18 protein-coding genes are annotated in these 18,227 nt (G+C 69.6%); 15 read left to right on the top strand and 3 right to left on the bottom strand.

All coding sequences use genetic code 11. The features are described from left to right. Positions 1–4 precede the first annotated feature (4 nt). The 7 genes from N7E59_RS00595 to N7E59_RS00565 all read left to right on the top strand — a co-directional run bounded on the left by N7E59_RS00595 (position 5) and on the right by N7E59_RS00565 (position 7,722). On the top strand, positions 5–1,084 hold the full coding sequence (locus tag N7E59_RS00595; RefSeq protein WP_261622968.1) for a PhoH family protein: 1,080 nt from the start codon (positions 5–7) through the stop codon (positions 1,082–1,084). Then, positions 1,081–1,626 (top strand): rRNA maturation RNase YbeY, encoded by a 546-nt coding sequence (gene ybeY, locus N7E59_RS00590; RefSeq protein WP_261622967.1) that lies wholly within the window; start codon positions 1,081–1,083, stop codon positions 1,624–1,626. The genes N7E59_RS00595 and ybeY overlap by 4 nt, the downstream gene beginning before the upstream one ends. After that, positions 1,623–3,020, top strand: coding sequence for a hemolysin family protein (locus N7E59_RS00585; RefSeq protein ID WP_261622966.1), 1,398 nt, complete (start codon positions 1,623–1,625; stop codon positions 3,018–3,020). Before ybeY ends, N7E59_RS00585 begins: the two co-directional genes overlap by 4 nt. A gap of 65 nt (positions 3,021–3,085) precedes the next feature. Further along, positions 3,086–4,066, top strand: a complete 981-nt coding sequence (gene era, locus N7E59_RS00580; RefSeq protein ID WP_261623277.1) for a GTPase Era — start codon at positions 3,086–3,088, stop codon at positions 4,064–4,066. 279 nt (positions 4,067–4,345) lie between these two features. Next, a complete protein-coding gene (gene leuA / locus N7E59_RS00575; RefSeq protein ID WP_261622965.1) occupies positions 4,346–6,088 on the top strand; it encodes a 2-isopropylmalate synthase in 1,743 nt (580 codons plus the stop codon). A 21-nt stretch (positions 6,089–6,109) separates the two neighbouring features. Next, entirely contained in the window at positions 6,110–6,844 is a 735-nt protein-coding gene (gene recO / locus N7E59_RS00570) for a DNA repair protein RecO (RefSeq protein WP_261622964.1), read from the top strand. A gap of 62 nt (positions 6,845–6,906) precedes the next feature. Further along, positions 6,907–7,722, top strand: coding sequence for an isoprenyl transferase (locus tag N7E59_RS00565; protein WP_261622963.1), 816 nt, complete (start codon positions 6,907–6,909; stop codon positions 7,720–7,722). Positions 7,723–7,765: 43 nt separating this feature from the next. On the opposite strand, the gene N7E59_RS00560 is transcribed toward N7E59_RS00565, so the two are convergent. Further along, complete coding sequence (locus tag N7E59_RS00560) at positions 7,766–8,779, bottom strand: alpha/beta hydrolase (protein WP_261622962.1); 1,014 nt, start codon at positions 8,777–8,779, stop codon at positions 7,766–7,768. A gap of 69 nt (positions 8,780–8,848) precedes the next feature. Between N7E59_RS00560 and N7E59_RS00555 the strand changes: the two genes are divergently transcribed. After that, on the top strand, positions 8,849–9,985 hold the full coding sequence (locus tag N7E59_RS00555; RefSeq protein ID WP_261622961.1) for a quinone-dependent dihydroorotate dehydrogenase: 1,137 nt from the start codon (positions 8,849–8,851) through the stop codon (positions 9,983–9,985). A 2-nt stretch (positions 9,986–9,987) separates the two neighbouring features. On the opposite strand, the gene N7E59_RS00550 is transcribed toward N7E59_RS00555, so the two are convergent. Next, complete coding sequence (locus N7E59_RS00550) at positions 9,988–10,584, bottom strand: DUF3043 domain-containing protein (RefSeq protein ID WP_261622960.1); 597 nt, start codon at positions 10,582–10,584, stop codon at positions 9,988–9,990. 159 nt (positions 10,585–10,743) lie between these two features. Between N7E59_RS00550 and N7E59_RS00545 the strand changes: the two genes are divergently transcribed. From N7E59_RS00545 to def, 5 genes are all read left to right on the top strand, one after another. After that, complete coding sequence (locus N7E59_RS00545) at positions 10,744–11,133, top strand: HesB/IscA family protein (RefSeq protein WP_261622959.1); 390 nt, start codon at positions 10,744–10,746, stop codon at positions 11,131–11,133. A 354-nt stretch (positions 11,134–11,487) separates the two neighbouring features. Then, positions 11,488–12,357, top strand: coding sequence for an aa3-type cytochrome oxidase subunit II (ctaC, locus tag N7E59_RS00540; protein WP_261622958.1), 870 nt, complete (start codon positions 11,488–11,490; stop codon positions 12,355–12,357). A gap of 2 nt (positions 12,358–12,359) precedes the next feature. Then, a complete protein-coding gene (ctaD, locus tag N7E59_RS00535; protein ID WP_261622957.1) occupies positions 12,360–14,084 on the top strand; it encodes an aa3-type cytochrome oxidase subunit I in 1,725 nt (574 codons plus the stop codon). Continuing rightward, complete coding sequence (locus N7E59_RS00530) at positions 14,084–14,485, top strand: cytochrome c oxidase subunit 4 (RefSeq protein WP_261622956.1); 402 nt, start codon at positions 14,084–14,086, stop codon at positions 14,483–14,485. The genes ctaD and N7E59_RS00530 overlap by 1 nt, the downstream gene beginning before the upstream one ends. Positions 14,486–14,606: 121 nt before the next feature. Next, on the top strand, positions 14,607–15,230 hold the full coding sequence (def, locus tag N7E59_RS00525) for a peptide deformylase (RefSeq protein WP_261622955.1): 624 nt from the start codon (positions 14,607–14,609) through the stop codon (positions 15,228–15,230). Here def and trpD read toward each other — a convergent pair whose 3' ends face one another. Beyond that, positions 15,231–16,316: an anthranilate phosphoribosyltransferase gene (gene trpD, locus N7E59_RS00520; protein ID WP_261622954.1), complete on the bottom strand. Its 1,086-nt coding sequence runs from the start codon at positions 16,314–16,316 to the stop codon at positions 15,231–15,233. 344 nt (positions 16,317–16,660) lie between these two features. On the opposite strand from trpD, the gene ctaE reads away from it, so the two are divergent. Together ctaE and qcrC are read left to right on the top strand one after the other, a co-directional pair. Next, on the top strand, positions 16,661–17,308 hold the full coding sequence (ctaE, locus tag N7E59_RS00515; RefSeq protein WP_261622953.1) for an aa3-type cytochrome oxidase subunit III: 648 nt from the start codon (positions 16,661–16,663) through the stop codon (positions 17,306–17,308). A 115-nt stretch (positions 17,309–17,423) separates the two neighbouring features. After that, entirely contained in the window at positions 17,424–18,218 is a 795-nt protein-coding gene (gene qcrC / locus N7E59_RS00510; RefSeq protein WP_261622952.1) for a cytochrome bc1 complex diheme cytochrome c subunit, read from the top strand. The last annotated feature ends 9 nt before the right edge of the window (positions 18,219–18,227 follow it).

The following is an 18,227-nucleotide window of genomic DNA, read 5'->3' as shown; positions in this document are numbered from 1 at the left end:
TGAGATGACTCAGCCTCCTCACCAGGAACCAGAACAGGGTCCCACCACGCGGACCGACCAGCGCAGCGGGGTCGCCGCCGGAGCTGCGGCCGCCCGACTCGGCAGCATCGAACGCAGCGTCGGATTCCCCGACTCCGACGCCATGTTCCGCACCCTCGGGCCCCGGGACCTCGCCGTGAGGATCCTCCAGGGCGTCTGGCCGGCCGTCTCGCTGGGACTGCGGGACCAGCGCCTCACCGTGGTCGGCTCCGAGGCCGACGTGCTGCGGATCGTGGAGGTGCTCGACCAGCTGAAGTCGCTGGCCGCCTCCGGGACGACCGTCGACGAGGACCTGGTCGAACAGGTCGTCTCCATGGTGCGCGCCGACCGCGCCGGCGCCTCGGCGAAGATGGTCACGACCAACGTCCTCAGCCATCGCGGGCGCACCATCCGTCCGAAGACCGCGAACCAGCAGGAGTACGTCGAGGCCATCGACGAGTCCACCGTGGTGTTCGGCATCGGCCCCGCCGGCACCGGCAAGACCTACCTGGCCATGGCCAAGGCCGTGCAGGCACTGCAGGCCAAAGAGGTCAACCGGATCATCCTCACCCGGCCGGCGGTGGAGGCCGGGGAACGGCTCGGATTCCTGCCCGGCAGCCTCAACGAGAAGATCGACCCGTACCTCAGGCCCCTCTACGACGCGCTGCACGACATGATCGACCCGGACTCGATCCCGCGACTCATGGAGTCCGGGATCATCGAGGTCGCCCCGCTGGCGTATATGCGCGGACGCACGCTCAACGACTCGTTCATCATCCTCGACGAGGCGCAGAACACCACCGCCGAACAGATGAAGATGTTCCTGACCCGTCTGGGCTTCGGCTCGAAGATCGTGGTCACCGGCGACATCACCCAGGTGGACCTGCCGCGGGGCACCGACTCGGGGCTGCGCACGGTGCTGGGGATCCTCGAAGGCGTCGACGACATCACCATCTCCCGACTGGGCAGCGAGGACGTGGTCCGTCACGCGCTGGTGGGGCGGATCGTCGACGCCTATGAGGCGCACCGGGCGGCCCAGCCGGCCCGACGGGAGACCCGCGGATGATCACCGTCTCCGACGCCTCCGGGTCGTCCCGGGTGACCGGCGAGCACCTGAGTCGGTTGGAGGACCTGACGGCGTTCCTCTTCGACAGCCTCCACCTGGACCGCTCCGTCCGGCTGGACGTCACCCTGATCGACGACGACGCCATGGAGCGGCTCCACCTCGACTGGATGGACCTTTCCGGCACCACCGACGTCATGAGCTTCCCCATGGACGAGCTCGCCCCGGGCACCGCGGAGCGACCGGTCGACGGGGGAGTCCTCGGCGATGTGGTGATCAGCCCCGAGGTCGCCGCACGTCAGGCCGATGCGGCCGGCCACGGGCTCGACGACGAGCTCGCCCTGCTGGCCGTCCACGGCGTCCTGCACCTGCTGGGCCACGACCACGCGACCCCCGAGGAGCGGGCCGAGATGTTCGCACTGCAGACGGCCCTCCTCGAGGAGTTCCTGGGCCGGCCCGCGCCTCGGCCCACCGAGGCCGGTGCACCGCCGGAGGCGGGCCCGGCCGGCGCTCCGACCGACTCAGAGGGCGGAGCCCGCCGATGACCCTGACGCTGCTGATCGTGGGCGCCGCGCTGAGCGCCGTCGCCGCGGCCGTGCTCTCCCTGGCCGAGGCCGCATTCATGCGCCTGGGTCGCCGCGAGGCCGAGGAGATCTCCGCCGACCGCACCGCCTCCGCGGTGACGAAGATCCTGCGCGAGCCCGAGACCCACACCGTGGCCCTGCAGATCTGGCGCGCCCTGTGCACCGTGGCCGCAGTGGTGCTGCTGACGCTGGCCGCGGTCCGCGGGCTCGAGAGCCTCCCGGCCGCCGGACTGGTCGTCGTCGGAGCCCTGGCGCTGCTGTGCCTGGGACTGGCCGTGGTCTCCCCGCGCCGGCTCGGACGCCAGCACCACCTCGTCGTCGCACGCTCCACATCATCGCTGGTCCGCGTCCTCCGGCTGATCCTGGGACCGCTGCCGAGCTGGCTGCCGAACCTGGGACGGCGCATCGCCCCGGGAGCCTCGGGTGCGGCCCATCGGTTCTTCGACGACGAGGACGAGTTCCGCGAGTTCGTCGCCCGCGCGTCCGAGACCGACATCATCGAGGACGCCGAGGCGGAGCTGATCCAGTCGGTGTTCGACCTCTCGGCCACCAGGGTGCGCGCCGTGATGGTTCCCCGGACCGATATGGTCACCGTCGATGCGGGCACCACCATGTCCGAGGTCATGCAGCTGTTCCTGCGTTCGGGCTACTCCCGGGTGCCGGTGGTCGGCGACTCCGCCGACGACGTCACCGGCATGGTCTACCTCAAGGACGTGGCCTTCCTGGAGCACGGTCTCTATCTGGGGGAGGCGCCCGATGAGCACCAGGGGCGGAGCCCCGACGACATCCCCGTCGACGAGCTGCAGCGCGACGTGCGGTTCGTCCCCGAGTCCAAGGCCGTCTCCGAGCTGCTCTCCGAGCTGCAGCGGGAGTCCACACACGTCGCCGTGGTGGTCGACGAGTACGGGGGCACCGCCGGGCTGGTCACCCTGGAGGACCTCATCGAGGAGATCGTCGGCGAGATCGTCGACGAGTACGACACCGAGGACGTCCCCGTCGAGGACCTCGAGGACGGACGTCGACGGATCTCCGCCCGGATGTCGGTCGACGACTTCGCCGAGATCTACGACCTGCGCCTCGACGACGAGGAGGAGGTCGACACCGTCGGCGGCCTCCTGGCGAAGTCCCTGGGACGCGTCCCCATCGCAGGCTCCGAGGTGGAGATCCAGGGTGTGGTGCTGCGGGCCGACAGGCTCGAAGGACGACGGAACAGGGTCAGCCACGTCCTCGCCTGGGAGGTCGACGAGCACCGCGGCGCGCGCACGGGACTGATCGCATCGGAGGACGAGGAGGCTCCGGCCGACGCCGAGAGGCCGCTGCAGGAGACGACGGCGGGGGAGGACCGCGCACGATGAGCACCGGAGCAGAGCACACCTCGGGATCCGACGGCGAGGCGGAGGCGGCGAGCCTCGACGCCCGCATGGAGGCCGCCCTCGGGCCCGCCCCTCGGTTCGCCGAGCACGGGGAGGACTTCCGAGCCGGCTTCGCCAGCTTCGTCGGCCGTCCCAACGCCGGGAAGTCCACCCTGACCAACGTGCTGGTCGGACAGAAGGTGGCGATCACCTCGTCCAAGCCGCAGACCACGCGGCACACCATCCGAGGGATCGTGCACCGGGAGGATGCGCAGCTCGTCCTCGTCGACACCCCCGGGCTGCACCGACCCCGGACGCTGCTGGGTCAGCGGCTCAACGATCTGGTCGTGGACACCCTCTCCGAGGTCGACGTGGTGGGCTTCTGCCTGCCGGCCGACCAGAAGATCGGTCCGGGCGATCGGTTCATCGCCGCCCAGCTGACCAAGGTGCCCCACCAGCCGGTCGTCGCCCTGGTCACCAAGACCGACACGGTCCCGAAGGACCGCCTGGCCGAGCAGCTCCTCGCCGCCGACCTGCTCGGCCGCGAGCACCTGGCCGGCGAGAGGGCCCAGTCCGAGGGCTTCGCCGCGATCATCCCCGTCTCGGCGGTCTCCGGCGAGCAGGTCGACGTCGTCGCCGAGGAGCTGGTGTCCATGCTTCCGACGTCCCCGCCCCTCTACCCCGAGGGGGAGCTCACCGACGAGCCCGAGGCGGTGATGGTCGCGGAGCTGGTGCGTGAGGCGGCGCTGGAGGACGTGCGCGACGAGCTGCCGCATTCGATCGCCGTCACCGTGGACGAGATGCTGCCCCGCGACGGTCGTCCGGCCGACCGTCCGCTCCTCGACGTCCATGTGAGCATCCACGTCGAACGCGATTCGCAGAAGGCGATCATCATCGGCCGCGGGGGCTCCCGGCTGCGGGCCATCGGCTCCCAGGCCCGGCAGGGGATCACCCGACTGCTGGGGACTCCGGTCCACCTCGACGTCCACGTGAAGGTCTCCAAGGACTGGCAGCGCGACGCGAAGAAGCTCGGCCGCCTCGGATTCTGAGGGCCGCCGCGTCCCGCACCGCGCACCCGGCATGCTAGCGTGGCGCCTGTGAGTCACCACCTGCGCACCCTACGACTACGCGAACTTCTCCGCCGCAGCGGGGATGCGCAGGTGCGCATGCGTCCGGGCCGCTGAGCCCCACGCCCCGACGGACGACGCGCCGCCTGCCCGGCCGAATCCCCGACTGCGGAGCCCCACCGGATCCGCGGACCCCGCCGGCCCGCCGGAGTCCCTGCTCGGCCCCACCTCGTACGGACCGACCGCATTAGGATGACGATCATGCGCAACCACCAGAAGCCCTCCCCGATGCCGTACCACCGGTACCTGCCGTTCCAGGACCAGATCACGGTGTCCCTGCCGGATCGGACCTGGCCGGACCGGGTAATCACCGACGCACCCCGGTGGTGCGCGGTCGATCTGCGCGACGGCAATCAGGCGCTCATCGATCCGATGTCGCCGGAGCGCAAGCACCGGATGTTCGAACTGCTCGTCTCCATGGGCTACAAGGAGATCGAGGTCGGGTTCCCCTCGGCCTCGCAGACGGACTTCGACTTCGTCCGTCAGCTGATCGACGGCGGCCGCATCCCCGACGACGTCTCCATCCAGGTCCTCACCCAGGCACGTGAGCACCTCATCGAGCGGACGTTCGAGGCGATCGAGGGGGCGCCCCGGGCCATCGTGCACCTCTACAACTCCACCTCGATCCTGCAGCGTGAGGTGGTCTTCGGCCAGGACGAGGACGGCATCGTCGACATCGCGACCCAGGGCGCCAGGCTCTGCCTGAAGTATCAGGAGCAGATGACCTCGTCGACGCCCATCGTCTACCAGTACTCCCCGGAGTCGTTCACCGGGACCGAGCTGGAGTTCGCCGCCCGGATCTGCGACGAGGTCATCGAGGTCTTCGGGGCCACACCGGAGCAGAAGATGATCATCAACCTCCCCGCCACGGTGGAGATGGCCACGCCGAACGTGTACGCCGACTCCGTGGAGTGGATGCACCGCAGCCTGCGCCACCGGGACTCCGTCATCCTGTCCCTGCACCCGCACAACGACCGCGGGACCGGTGTGGCCGCAGCCGAGCTCGGATACATGGCCGGCGCCGACCGCATCGAGGGCTGCCTGTTCGGCAACGGAGAGCGCACCGGAAACGTGGACCTGGTGACCCTGGGAATGAACCTCTTCAGCCAGGGTGTGGACCCGCAGATCGACTTCCGGGACATGGCGCACATCCGGCGCACCGTGGAGTACTGCAACCAGATGCCGGTCCCGGAGCGTTCGCCCTACGGGGGCGACCTCGTCTTCACCGCCTTCTCGGGATCCCACCAGGATGCGATCAACAAGGGCCTGGCGCATCTCGAACGGAAGGCCGAGGCGGACGGCCGGGCGGTGGAGCAGACGATGTGGGCGGTGCCCTACCTGCCCATCGACCCGAAGGACGTCGGCCGCAGCTACGAGGCCGTCATCCGGGTGAACTCCCAGTCCGGCAAGGGCGGGGTCTCCTACCTGCTGAAGTCCGAGCACGGGATCGACCTGCCGCGCCGCGCCCAGGTGGAGTTCTCCGCGGTCATCCAGCGCCGCGCCGACGACGGAGGCGGTGAGGTCTCGGGTGACGAGATCTGGCGGATGTTCACCGACGAGTACCTCCCGGCCTCCGACGGCGAGCCGCAGTGGGGACGGTTCCGCCTGGGCCGGGTCGAGACCACCACCACGGCCGAGGGCCGGTTCTCCATGGAGCTCGACCTGCAGGTGGACGGCGAGTGGGGAAGCCGCAGCACCGAGGGCAACGGGCCCGTCGACGCCCTGGTCCAGCTGCTGGGCAGGGAAGGGGTGGACGTGCGCGTGCTCGACTACTCCGAGCACGCGATGAGCCAGGGCGGAGACGCCCAGGCCGCCGCCTTCGTGGAGTGCGCGATCGGCGACCGTGTCCTGTGGGGCGTCGGCCTCGACCACAACACCTCGACGGCGTCGCTGAAGGCAGTGGTGTCCGCGGCGAATCGGGCGCTGCGCACCGTCGAGGTCTGAGGCTCAGGAGCGCCGGGACCGATGGCCGGAACCACGTTCGCCTCGCGCAGCTACCGCGACGCCGCAGTGGTCCTGCGCACCCACGACCTGGGGGAGGCCGACCGGATCATCACCGCTCTGACACCCGGTCACGGCCTGGTGCGTGCGGTGGCCAGAGGTGTGCGCCGGACGACCTCGAAGTTCGGGGCCACGCTGGAGCCGTTCATGGCCGCCGACGTCCAGTTCGTGCACGGTCGGAGCCTGGACATCGTCACCCAGGCCGTGTCGAAGGGCACCTATGGGGCGGCCATCGTCGCAGACTACGAGAAGTACCTGGCCGCGCACACGTTGGCCCAGGCCGCCGAACGACTCTCCGAGACCGACGTCGACGACTCCCGCGCACAGTTCGCCCTGCTGCACGGAGCGGTGTCTGCGCTCGCGCGGGGCGTCCACCCCCCTGATGCGGTGCAGAGCTCCTATCTGCTGCGCGCCCTGGCCCGTGCCGGGTGGGCGGTCTCCTGGGACGCATGCGTGGCCTGCGGGACTCCGGGGGAGCAGCCGGCCTTCAGCCCCGCCCTCGGCGGGCCCACCTGTGAGGACTGCCGACCTCCGGGCGCGCCTCGGGTCGATCACGGCACGGTGGTGCTCCTGCGGGCGCTGCAGGCCGGGGACTGGGTCGGGGCCCGCGGGGCCGGTCCTGCCCATCGTCATGAGGCCGCCGAGGTCGTCCTCGGCTACGCCCAGCATCAGCTGGAGCGGCGGCTCGGCGTCCGATGAGCGGACGCGCCCGCCGCGAGGCCGGGCCGGCGGGCCCGGCTCCGGGCGGCATAATGGGGCGCATGCCTTCTGCTCGCACCCGCACCGGATCCGCCGCCGCGCCCGTCCCGCCGCCGCCCCACCCGTCGGGTGAGACCGCCCCGCGGCTCCCGGCCCAGCTGGTGCCCCGCCATGTGGCGGTGGTGATGGACGGCAACGGCCGCTGGGCCAATCAGCGCGGACTGCCGCGCACCGAGGGTCACCGGGCGGGCGAGGACGCGCTGATGGAGGTCGTCGCCGGGGCCGTCGAAGCCGGCGTCGAGCATGTCAGCGTCTACGGCTTCTCCACCGAGAACTGGAAGCGCTCTCCGGAGGAGGTGCGCTTCATCATGAGCTATTCCCGCAACGTCCTGAGGCGCCAGCGCGATGTGCTGGACTCGTGGGGCGTGCGGATCCGGTGGAACGGACGACGGCCCAAGCTGTGGCGCTCGGTCATCGCCGAGCTCGAGGCGGCCGAGGAGCTCACCCGACACAACACCACCTGCACCCTGACCATGTGCGTGAACTACGGGGGACGGGCGGAGATCACCGACGCGGTCCGGGAGATCGCGCGCCGGGCCGCCGCGGGCACCCTCGACCCCGCACGGATCAGAGAGGCGACGATCGCCGCACACCTGGACGAGCCCGACCTCCCCGACGTGGACCTCTTCCTCCGCAGCTCCGGCGAGCAGCGGATCTCCAACTTCCTGCTCTGGCAGTCGGCCTACGCCGAGTTCGTGTTCCTCGACGTGCTGTGGCCGGATGTGGACCGCCGAACCCTGTGGCAGGCCCTGGAGATCTATGCACGACGCGACCGTCGGTACGGCGGCGCGGTGGACCAGGTCCCGGCCCAGGCCTGAGGCGCCGAGGACCAGCACTGCGTGGTGCCAGGGTCGCGTGGTGTCAGGGCCGCGTGACTTCTGGGCCGTAGGCGCGCAGCCAGCGGCGGACGGCGTCGAGGGCCTGCGTCCGGATCGGCTCGGACGAGGCGAAGGCGTCGTGCATGGCTCCGGGGAGGCGCGCCACAGTCACCGTGGGGCCGAGCCGAACAGCCCGGCGGGCCAGCAGATCGACGTCGAGCACGGAATCGCTGTGCCGCATGTCCTCGGTCCATCCGCGGCGGTAGACGGTCCGGTCCGAGAGCAGCACCAGGACGGGCACGGCGACGCCGAGCCCACGGTACACCGCTCCGTGGCCGGCCAGGACGGCCCGCAGCCAGCCCGGCCGCATGGGGAACGACTGCGGCGGACGCCAGAGCGGGTGGACCCGCCACTCGCCGTGCGACTCCGCCGAGAGCGACATCCAATAGGTCGACACCGGCGGCGAATGCAGGGCGCGCTTGGGGTCCAGGCGGCTCAGCGGCGCCAGCAGGCCCTCGACCGCGGTGCGAGCGGCCACGTCGCCGGGCAGCTCCAGCCACGGTGCGTTGAGGATCAGCGCGCTGAGGCGCTCGGGACGGTCGGCCGCCCACAGTGCGGCGGTGAGTCCTCCGGTGGAGTGGCCGTGGACGATCGGCGCCGGCGCGCCGGGGTGCGCGGCGGCGATGACCTCGGCCGCGGCCTCGAGCTCGACCTGGTAGGTCCGCAGATCGTCGACGTACCCCGGGGTCTGGTGGTGTCGGAGGCTGCGGCCGTACTTCCGGAGGTCGAGGGCGTAGAACGGTCGCCCTGCGGCCGCGAGGCCTTCGGCCATCGGCAGGTTGAAGAAGTAGTCGGTCCATCCGTGCAGGTGCAGCACCGGCGCCGTCGCGGAGTCGGCCGACGTCACCGAGGAGTCCAGGCGCACCAGCGTGGCTGAGACGGGCCCCTCATCATCCTCTCCGAGCGGCAGGGTCATCCGGGAGCACCCCGGCAGCAGATCGGTCACCCACTCGCCGGCGGGCGAGTCCTCCCACAGCTGCGTCTCAGGGTCCTCCATGGCTCCATCCTAGGGACGACGCCGTGGAGGGGCGGAGGAGAGGGCCTCTTCGGGTCATAGGATGGACCCATGAGTGCCCGCATCGACGACGCGCCTCCGTCCCTGCGACGCCCCCCGGAGGATGGGGGGCGGATCTACGGGGTGCTGTTCCGCCGGGTGTTCGCCCGGATGGAGGCTGAGAGCGCACATCGGCTGGTCGTGGCCGGACTCAGGGCCGCCGCGCAGTGCGGGGCCCTGCGCCCGCTGGAGCGGATGACCCGGCCCGCCCACGATCTCGAGGTCGAGGCGATGGGCCTGCGGTGGCCCTCGCCCTTCGGCCTGGCCGCCGGATTCGACAAGGGAGCCGACGCCGTCCTCCCCCTGGCGGCCCTCGGCTTCGGTCACATCGAGGTCGGCACGGTCACCGCCCATGCGCAGCCCGGCAACGATCGGCCGAGGCTGTTCCGGCTGATCGGTGATCGGGCCCTGATCAATCGCATGGGGTTCAACAACGACGGCGCCGAGGCCGTCGGCCGCAGGCTGCGGGCCCTGCGTGCGCGGACGGAGGCTCGGCGGGCCGCCGGGCGTCATGCGCCGGTGGTCGGGGTGAACATCGGCAAGACGAAGGCGACTCCGCTCGACGAGGCCGCCGAGGACTACCTGACCTCGGCTCGGACCCTGGCGCCGTGGGCCGACTATCTGGTCGTCAACGTGTCCTCGCCGAATACGCCCGGGCTGCGCCGGCTGCAGGACATCGAGGCGCTTCGTCCCCTCCTCGGTGCGGTCCGTGACGCCGCCCGCCGGTCGGCCTCACGCCACGTCCCCCTGCTGGTGAAGATCGCCCCGGACCTGGCCGACGACGACGTCGACGCCGTGGCGGACCTGGCGACGGACCTGCGGCTCGACGGCATCATCGCCACCAACACCACCGTCTCGCGGGAGGGGCTCACCGCCTCGGACGTCACGGTGGCCGACGCCGGGGCCGGAGGTCTCAGCGGCCCTGTGCTCGCCGCAAGGTCCCTGGAGGTGCTCGCTCGGCTGCGCGACCGTCTCCCGAAGGAGGTCGCGGTGGTCTCGGTGGGCGGGGTCACCGATGCCGACGACGTGGCCGAACGGCTGGCCCGCGGTGCGGACCTGGTCCAGGGCTACACCGCATTCGTCTACCGGGGGCCGCTGTGGGCCCACCGCATCAATCGGGGACTGGTCCGGCTGCGCCGGCGCACCTGAGGTCAGGCCGGGAACTCGCCGCGGGCGACCAGCGGCTTCGGCAGGCGCAGGCGACGGATCTGGAGCGCCCGCATCGCCGCGTAGAAGCGGATGCCCCGCTCCATCCCGCCGAACTTCGCCTCCACGCGCTTGCGGACCGACCGGGCGACGTACCAGCACTCCACCAGGACCAGCAGCACCAGGAGCCACAGGGCCTGGCTCATCACGATCCGGGCGTCCTCCGGCAACAGCAGCGAGGTGAACAGGAAGACCAGCACCAGGATCAGCATCCATTCGCCCAGCCCGGTGCGTGCATCGACCCAGTCCCGGGCGAAGCGCCGCTGCGGCCCGCGGTCCCGCGGGGGGAGGTAGCGGTCGTCGCCGGTCTCCAGCGCGACCCGCTGCTTCTGGCGCATCTCGCGGATGTGCTGCTTCTGAGACTCTCGGGCCGCGCGGCGGTCGTCGGCCACCAGGGGTCGCTTGCGCGCGGCGACCTGATCCCGTCGCTTCGGGGTGGGGCGGCCCTTCGGCTCGGGTCCGCGGCGGGCTGCCGGGTTCTCGACCGACTCCTCCTCGACGGGCTGCGCGGGCTCTTCCGTTCTCCTCTTACGTCCAAACACGTGGCCCAGTCTATCGGTGCCGCGGCGCCCCGGCCCCGCGGCGCTCCGCGTCGGGTCCGGCGGGAATGGAGACGGCCGGTGAGGCGTTGGACCTCCTGATACCGTGAAGACGAGATGCCCCACGGGATGATGAGCCGAACCGAGAGAGGTGCACCTCCCATGACCACTCCCACCCAGGACACCGCCGGCGCCGAGACCGGGCAGCTGGACGAGCAGCTGAAGTCCCACCAGGTGGAGCTCACCGACGCCGCCTCCGCGAAGGTCGCCGCACTGCTGGAGCAGGAGGGACGTCAGGACCTCCGTCTGCGCGTCGCGGTCCAGCCGGGCGGATGCTCCGGACTGATCTATCAGCTCTACTTCGACGAGCGGCTCCTCGACGGAGACGCCGTGCGCGGCTTCGGCGGCGTCGAGGTCATCGTGGACAAGATGTCGGTGCCCTACCTCGAGGGTGCCACCATCGACTTCGAAGACTCGATCTCCAAGCAGGGCTTCACCATCGACAACCCCAACGCGGGCGGCTCCTGCGCCTGCGGCGACTCCTTCCACTGAGCCGTCCCGGCGTCGGCGCCGTCACAGTCGCGACATCTTCGTCGACGAGGGACGGCCGCCGCCGACGCCCGCCGACGACGAGGCCGCCGACCGGAACCCCGAGCGGGGTGCGGTCGGCGGCCTCTCCGTGTGTCAGGCCCCTCCGTGGGCGCTGCGGAACACACCGCAGCGCTGCGCGTTCAGCCGTGTCACAGCATGTGTTCGGTCGGAGCGAACGTCTACAGTTGGTAGTAATCTTGTTCTCGACACGTGCGGGGGCGCACTCCACCCCGCGGCACGCACCGCTTCAGGCGGGCGGAGCACGGCACCGGGCGCGTCGATCACATCGCACACCAAGAAGAGGAAGGGCCGTCTGTGAGTTCGGAGAAGCGAACCGTCAGCCGGGGCCGCCGCGCAGCCCGAGGGATCACGGCCGCCGCGGCAGCGGCGCTGGTCCTGACCGGATGCTCGGAGCAGGTCCAGCGGGGCTGGCTGCCCGGGAGCCGGGAGACCACCAGCAACACCGCAGAGCTGACGGACCTGTGGGTCAACTCATGGATCGCCGCACTCGGCGTGGGCCTGCTGACGTGGGGCCTGATGCTGTGGTGCATGGTCGCCTATCGCCGCCGCAGGGGCGAGACCGGCTACCCCCGCCAGCTGGCCTACAACGTCCCGCTGGAGATCATGTACACGATCGTCCCGATCATCATGGTCGGCGTGCTCTTCTACTTCACCGACCAGGTGCAGCGCTCCGTGGACGAGCCGAACGAGGACCCGGACCTCGTCGTGGACGTCCGCGGCAAGCAGTGGGCCTGGGACTTCAACTACCAGTACGGCGACGAAGAGCGGTACTACGCCGGCGTGCAGGCCCACCTGACCGGTGAGGAGGGAGTCGAGGACACCCTGCCGACCCTCTACCTGCCGGTGGACGAGTCGGTCACCTTCGAACTGAACTCCCGCGACGTCATCCACTCGTTCTGGGTGCCGGCGTTCCTGCAGAAGCGGGACATGATCCCGGGCAAGACCACTCGGATCGACCTGACTCCGCAGGAGGAGGGCACCTTCCAGGGGAAGTGCGCCGAGCTCTGCGGCGAGTTCCACTCGGAGATGCTGTTCAACGTGGAGGTCGTCTCCGCCGACGAGTTCCAGCAGTACCTCCAGACCCTGCCTGAGGGCCAGCTCGGGGACGAGTACGACCGCAACCCGAACCTGGACGACGACGTGACCACGGACGAAGGGGACTGATCGTGGCGACTCTGGAATACACCACGGATGACGGCGCGGTCGGACCGCGCGTGGTGCCCCGCTCCAAGGGCAGCATCGTCGTCAGCTGGCTGACGACCACCGACCACAAGGTCATCGGGTACATGTACCTGATCACCTCCTTCATCTTCTTCTGCGTCGGCGGCGTCATGGCGCTGCTGATCCGGGCCGAGCTCTTCGAGCCGGGGATGCAGCTGCTGCAGACCAAGGAGCAGTACAACCAGCTGTTCACCATGCACGGCACGGTGATGCTGCTGATGTTCGCCACACCGCTGTTCGCCGGCTTCGCCAACGTGATGATGCCGCTGCAGATCGGCTCTCCGGATGTGGCCTTCCCGCGTCTGAACGCGCTGGCCTTCTGGTTCTTCCTCTTCGGCTCGCTGGTGGCCATGGTCGGCTTCCTCACCCCACAGGGTGCGGCCGCCTTCGGCTGGTTCGCCTATGCGCCGCTGTCCGATACGACCTATTCGCCGGGGGTCGGCGGAGATCTGTGGGTCTTCGGCCTCGGCCTGACCGGGTTCGGCACGATCATGGGTGGAGTCAACTTCATCACCACGATCATCTGCATGCGGGCCCCGGGCATGACCATGTGGCGCATGCCGATCTTCACCTGGAACACGCTGATCACCTCGATCCTGGTCATGATGGCGTTCCCGCCGCTGGCCGCAGCGCTGTTCGGCCTCGGCATGGACCGTCGCCTCGGCGGCCACATCTTCGACCCGGAGGCCGGCGGTGCGATCCTGTGGCAGCACCTGTTCTGGTTCTTCGGCCACCCCGAGGTGTACATCATCGCCCTGCCGTTCTTCGGCATCATCTCCGAGATCCTGCCGGTGTTCAGCCGTAAGCCGATCTTCGGCTACAAGGGCCTGGTGTACGCGACGATCGCCATCGCGGCGCTGTCGGTGACGGTGTGGGCGCACCACATGTACGTCACCGGTGCTGTGATGCTTCCGTTCTTCGCGCTGATGACCATGCTCATCGCAGTGCCGACCGGAGTGAAGTTCTTCAACTGGATCGGCACGATGTGGCGGGGTTCGATCACCTTCGAGAACCCCATGCTCTGGAGCATCGGCTTCCTGGTCACCTTCCTCTTCGGCGGACTGACCGGTGTCATCCTGGCCTCGCCGCCGCTGGACTTCCACCTCTCCGACACCTACTTCGTGGTCGCGCACTTCCACTACGTGGTCTTCGGCACCGTGGTCTTCGCGATGTTCGCCGGGTTCTACTTCTGGTGGCCGAAGTGGACCGGGAAGATGCTCAACGAGCGTCTGGGCAAGATCCAGTTCTGGATGCTGTTCATCGGTTTCCACGGGACGTTCATGATCCAGCACTGGCTGGGCGTGATGGGTATGCCCCGTCGGTATGCGGACTACCTCGTCGAGGACGGGTTCACTGCGATGAACCAGTTCTCCACGGTGTTCTCCATGCTGCTGGGCGCCTCCATGATCCCGTTCTTCTGGAACGTGTGGGTCACCCACCGCAAGGGCCGCCGCGTCCTGGTCGACGACCCGTGGGGCTTCGGAGGGTCGCTCGAATGGGCGACCTCCTGCCCGCCGCCCCGGCACAACTTCTACTCGCTGCCGCGCATCCGCTCGGAGCGTCCGGCTCTGGACCTGCACCACCCGGAGCTCGCCGAACGGCATACGCTGCAGTCACCGGCCGGCAAGGTCTTCGGACCGGCTGACCAGAAGGACAAGGGAGGAATCTGATGAGGACGAACATCGCAGTCTTCCTGGGCCTCGGGGTCTTCCTGCTCATCGTCGCGTTCATCTACGGATTCGTCACCGGGTTCGACGAGCTCGCCGGCTTCCCGCTGCTGCTGCTGAGCGCGGGTCTGGGCTTCATGCTCTGGTACTACCTCCGCATGACGGCCAAGAACCACGAGGTCATGGACTCGGACCGGAGCGACGGGGAGATCTATGAGATGAGCGGCAACTACGGCGAGTTCGCGCCGTGGAGCTGGTGGCCCCTGGGCCTCGGCGCCTCATGCGCGTTCCTCGTGCTCGGCCTGGCATACGACTGGTGGGTGGTCGGCATCGCTCTGGTGCCGACGCTGTTCTTCACCGTCGGCTGGGTCATGGAGTACAACCGCAAGCACTACGCACACTGAGCGTTCGGTCCGTCGACCGTCGGGGTCGTCGAGGGCATCTGAGCCCTCGGCGGCCCCGACGCCGTCCTGCGCGGCCCGACGGAGTCCGCCGGGCCGCGCAGAGCCGATAGGATCGTGGACCATGACCATCCGTCCCATCGCCGTCTGCGGCGAACCTGTCCTGCATCGCCGCGCCGACGAGGTCGACCAGATCGACGACGGGATCCGGCGTCTGGTGGGCGACATGTACGAGACCATGGACGCGGCCAACGGCGTGGGCCTGGCGGCGCCGCAGATCGGCGTCGGGCTCAGGATCTTCACCTATCGCTACGCCGAGACCGGGGACGTTCCCGAGCAGGGGGTGCTCATCAACCCGCGGCTGCGTATGATCTCGAAACCCGCACAGACGGCTCCCGACGCCGACGAAGACACCGAAGGCTGCCTCTCCGTGCCGGGGCTCGGCTTCCCGCTGCGCCGCAGCGAGCACGTCGAGCTGATGGGATCCGACCTCGACGGGACGGCGGTGCGCTTCGAGGCGCAGGGATGGTTCGCGCGCATCATGCAGCACGAGTACGACCACCTCGACGGCTTCCTCTACGTCGACCGGCTGAACCCCCAGTGGACCAGGCGCTGGCGTCGTGCCCGTCGCCGAGAGGGCTGGGGAGTTCCGGGACTGAGCTGGATGCCGGGGGAGGACCCGGACCCCTTCGGCCATGACGATCCTGACCGTCCCGAGGAGTCCGCCGCATCCGCGGGCGGGCAGTGATCAGCTTCGGCTGAACCGTACCCACGAGTCGAGGACGGCGGCCGCGGCCCCCGAGTCCAGCGATTCCGCGGCGACGTCGAGATGGGTGCGCAGGCGTTCCGTCAGGGGTGCGTCGGCGTCTGGTGACCACGCGGTGAGGCCGGCGGCCGCATTGAGCAGGACCGCATCCCTCACCGGACCCGCCTCACCGGCCAGAAGTCCGCGCACCACTGCCGCGTTGTGGTCACCGTCGCCTCCGCGCAGCGCATCGACCTCCACGCGGGGGAGTCCGAAGTCCTCCGGAGCGATGACGTGGTGGGTCACCCCCTCGCCGCGGACCTCCCAGAGATCGGTCTCGGTGGATGTGGTGATCTTGTCCCGGCCGTCACGGCCGCGGAAGACCATCCCTCGGATCCCGCGCCGCGCCATGACCTCGGCCATCTGGGGCGCGAGCCGCTCATGGGCCGAGCCCAGCGCCTGGGCCGAGACCCGGGCGGGATTCGACAGCGGACCCAGGAAGTTGAAGACGGTGCGCACCCCCAGACCACGACGCACCGGGGCGACGTGCCGCATCGACGGGTGGAACTGCTGGGCGAAGAGGAAGGTGATGCCCGTCTGCTCGGCGCAGTCGGCCAGCCGCTCGGCGGACAGCGAGAGGTCCACGCCCAGGGCCTCGATCACATCCGCGGCGCCGGCGGTGGTGGAGGCGCCGCGGTTGCCGTGCTTGACGATCCGGGCACCGGCTCCGACCGCGATCAGTGAGGACATGGTCGAGATGTTCACCGTGCCCAGGCCGTCGCCGCCGGTGCCGACGATGTCCAGAGTGGGACCCGCGACGCTGATCGGCACCGCATGACGGAGCATGGCCGTGCTGAGACCCAGCAGCTCCTCAGGGGTCTCTCCCTTGGCGCGCAGGGCGGTGAGGAACCCGGCCACCTCGACGTCGCCGAGCTCGCCGGACATCAGACGGTCCATCGCCCAGGAGGCGGTGGACTCCGAGAGGTCCCGACCGCGCAGCAGATGTTCGAGCAGGCCCGGCCAGGTCTCGACGGCTGCGGTCTCGGCCGTCGGGACAGGACCACGACCTTCAGGGGTGGAGGAAGTCACGGCCACCAGCCTAGTACGCGTGCCGCGGATGCCCGGCCGTGAGGCACGGTGCGCCGACAGCTGAGGATCAGCGGTCCGTCAGCCGATGTCCAGGGGAGCCGGGCACACTGATGGTCCGAGCCGCCCGGGGAGGCGGCAGAGTCGTCGGTCGCCGAAGGTCTCCGAGACGTCACAATCGGTCGATCTACTACGTTTCGTAGAAATTTCTGCGCCTCCCGGAGGGCGCGAGAGCTGGGCGGATGCTGGGAATGACGGGGCACCGGGCCCGGTGTCGGACCCGGTCGCCGCGCCACGCCGCAGTGCGTCGTTAGCGAACACGTCACGGTTCGGGCCATAATGAGTCCGTGACGTCTGCAACCCAAGCTCCCAATGTTCCGGCTCGCACCCTGCCGAACCGCCCGAACATGGTGTCCGTCGGAACCATGGTCTGGCTCACCAGCGAGCTGATGTTCTTCGCCGGCCTCTTCGCGATGTTCTTCACCCTGCGCTCCGCAGAGCCCCAGATGTGGGCCGAGAACAGCGCGCTGCTCGACGTGCCGCTTGCCCTGACCATCACCGTCATCCTCGTCTCCTCGTCGGTCACCGCCCAGTTCGGGGTGTTCGCCTCCGAGCGCCACCAGCCGCGCCGGACGGGGTCCATGATGAGCATCAAGCACTGGGGGATGGTCGAGTGGTACATCCTCTCCTTCATCCTCGGCTCCCTGTTCATCGCCGGGCAGACCTACGAGTTCGCCGTCCTGGTGTCCGAGGGGATCACCATTCCGGCGGACGCGTTCGGCTCGGCCTTCTACATCACCACCGGCTTCCACGGCATCCACGTCATCGCCGGCCTGGTGGCCTTCCTCTTCGTGATCGCCCGCGCGTACTTCAGCGTGAAGTTCACCCATAAGGAGGCCAGCGCCGCCGTGGTGGTCTCCTACTACTGGCACTTCGTGGACGTCGTCTGGATCGCACTCTTCGGCGTCGTCTACATCCTGCCGTTCTTCGTCTAGCACCGGACGGGAGCCCGGAGACTCCGACGCAGACGCAGACAACCGCACACCCGGCCCGCAGCGCAGCCGCTGAGCTGACAGACGGACCTCGCACCGAGAAGTTAGGACACGGCACGTGAAGGCACTTTCGCAGAGGCGCCGCCACCCGTTCGCCGGAGTGGCGCTGCTCCTCCTGGGACTGCTGATCACCGGCGGGCTCTACGCCGCCGCCACGACGATCAACGAGGCCCAGGCGAGCAGCACCGAGGACTACTCCAGCGCCGACGTCGACGAGGGTGAGCGGCTCTTCGTCGCCAACTGCGCCACCTGCCACGGCATCAACGCCGAGGGCACCGACAACGGACCCTCCCTGGTCGGTGTGGGCGCGGCCTCGGTCGACTTCCAGGTCGGCACCGGGCGCATGCCGATGCAGATGCACGGTCCGCAGGCTCAGAAGAAGCCGCCGCAGTTCAACGACGAGCAGACCATGCAGCTGGCCGCCTATGTGGCGTCCCTCGGCGCCGGCCCTGCGGTTCCGGACGACGAGTACCTCGACGTGGACCAGGGCGACCCCGCCCGCGGCGGTGAGCTGTTCCGCATCAACTGCGCGATGTGCCACAACGCGGCGGCGGCCGGCGGTGCGCTGACCGAGGGCAAGTTCGCCCCCAGCCTCCACGGCGTCGAGGAGCGCCACATCTACGAGGCCATGACGACCGGGCCGCAGAACATGCCGGTCTTCAGCGACGCGAACATCCCGCCGGAGGACAAGCAGGACATCATCGCCTTCCTGAAGACCTACGAGTCGCAGGGGACGCCGGGCGGATTCTCCCTGGGCTCGCTGGGTCCGGTCTCCGAGGGCCTGTTCCTCTGGACGGGGGGCATCGCCGTGATCATCGCCTCGATGGTCTGGCTGACGTCACGCTCCTCCTGAGCACCCTCG

Origin of the sequence: Nesterenkonia marinintestina (genome assembly GCF_025420485.1) — a bacterium.
GTDB classification, from domain to species: Bacteria; Actinomycetota; Actinomycetes; order Actinomycetales; family Micrococcaceae; genus Nesterenkonia; species Nesterenkonia marinintestina.
Note: the sequence above shows the minus strand (reverse complement) of the source record. Positions and strands in the feature narration are given on the sequence as shown.

Coding starts and splice junctions, on each gene's coding strand:
- N7E59_RS00565 (WP_261622963.1), top strand. CDS start 6,907: ATGCCTTCTGCTCGCACCCGCACCGGATCCGCCGCCGCGCCCGTCCCG.
- N7E59_RS00595 (WP_261622968.1), top strand. CDS start 5: ATGACTCAGCCTCCTCACCAGGAACCAGAACAGGGTCCCACCACGCGG.
- era (WP_261623277.1), top strand. CDS start 3,086: ATGGAGGCCGCCCTCGGGCCCGCCCCTCGGTTCGCCGAGCACGGGGAG.
- N7E59_RS00555 (WP_261622961.1), top strand. CDS start 8,849: ATGAGTGCCCGCATCGACGACGCGCCTCCGTCCCTGCGACGCCCCCCG.
- N7E59_RS00585 (WP_261622966.1), top strand. CDS start 1,623: ATGACCCTGACGCTGCTGATCGTGGGCGCCGCGCTGAGCGCCGTCGCC.
- N7E59_RS00530 (WP_261622956.1), top strand. CDS start 14,084: ATGAGGACGAACATCGCAGTCTTCCTGGGCCTCGGGGTCTTCCTGCTC.
- recO (WP_261622964.1), top strand. CDS start 6,110: ATGGCCGGAACCACGTTCGCCTCGCGCAGCTACCGCGACGCCGCAGTG.
- N7E59_RS00545 (WP_261622959.1), top strand. CDS start 10,744: ATGACCACTCCCACCCAGGACACCGCCGGCGCCGAGACCGGGCAGCTG.
- leuA (WP_261622965.1), top strand. CDS start 4,346: ATGCGCAACCACCAGAAGCCCTCCCCGATGCCGTACCACCGGTACCTG.
- ybeY (WP_261622967.1), top strand. CDS start 1,081: ATGATCACCGTCTCCGACGCCTCCGGGTCGTCCCGGGTGACCGGCGAG.
- def (WP_261622955.1), top strand. CDS start 14,607: ATGACCATCCGTCCCATCGCCGTCTGCGGCGAACCTGTCCTGCATCGC.
- N7E59_RS00560 (WP_261622962.1), bottom strand. CDS start 8,779: ATGGAGGACCCTGAGACGCAGCTGTGGGAGGACTCGCCCGCCGGCGAG.